General features: G+C 38.9%; 1 protein-coding gene. It reads left to right on the top strand.

Annotated elements, in window-relative coordinates; genetic code table 11:
- Positions 1-196: 196 nt before the first annotated feature.
- Positions 197-853: an IS1595-like element ISPlu21 family transposase gene (locus Xsze_RS21475; protein ID WP_099139197.1), complete on the top strand. Its 657-nt coding sequence runs from the start codon at positions 197-199 to the stop codon at positions 851-853.
- The last annotated feature ends 88 nt before the right edge of the window (positions 854-941 follow it).

The raw sequence follows: 941 nt of genomic DNA on the forward strand, positions 1-941 counted from the left end.
AATCATGAACTCTTTCACTATCTGCCAATTGACCTACAGAAAAATATCCTTTATAACTTTATAAAAAGAAAAAATAAGAATAACCCAGTCTGACAAGCAATGACCAAATAGATAAATAAGAAAAGGTGCTTTTTCTACTCAATATATATTTTATTTGGGGCTGTCCTAGATAAGTCATTTGATCTAGGATATCCAAATGAGAAAAAGTCGGATTAGCCAATACAAGCAAAAACGTCTTCAGGAGCTCTTTGTGGCAGGGGCTACAGCTCGCACTGCGGCTGAGTTAGTGGGGGTCAACAAAACGACTTCAGCTTACTATTTTCACCGCCTCAGAGTCCTTATCGCTGATTATGTCGATGAACACTCCATGTTTGAAGGTGAAGTCGAGATAGACGAAAGCTATTTCGGGGGTAAACGTAAGGGAAAACGCGGGCGAGGTTCAGCCGGAAAAGTCCCTGTTTTTGGGCTTCTCAAGCGAGGTGGTAAGGTCTACACCCGCCTAATACCTAACGCCAAATCCGATACCTTGATTCCGATAATCACGGCGAAAATTAAGCCTGACAGCCTGGTCTACACAGACAATTTTGCTAGCTATGATGTGCTGGACGTGTCCGATTTTAAACACTATCGAATTAACCATAGCACGGAGTTTGTAGACGCTAAAAATGGTCAAAACCATATCAATGGGATAGAGAACTTTTGGAACCAAGCCAAACGTCATATGCGTAAATTTAATGGCATACCAAAGGAACATTTTGAGCTCTTTCTCAAGGAATGTGAGTGGAGATTTAATACACCGGGTGTAAAAGACCAATTACATATTCTAAAACAAATAGTTAAGGGAAAAATATAATCGCTATCTAGGACAGCCCCATAAATATTATGTGATTTTCACTTTAACTTATTCTTATTGATAAAAATTTTCCTGATATAAATATAGG

Origin of the sequence: Xenorhabdus szentirmaii DSM 16338, from assembly GCF_002632585.1 — a bacterium.
Classification (GTDB): Bacteria; Pseudomonadota; Gammaproteobacteria; order Enterobacterales; family Enterobacteriaceae; genus Xenorhabdus; species Xenorhabdus szentirmaii.

Bases quoted from the DNA above. Each gene is read 5' to 3' on its own strand.
- Xsze_RS21475 (WP_099139197.1), top strand. From the start codon at position 197: ATGAGAAAAAGTCGGATTAGCCAATACAAGCAAAAACGTCTTCAGGAG.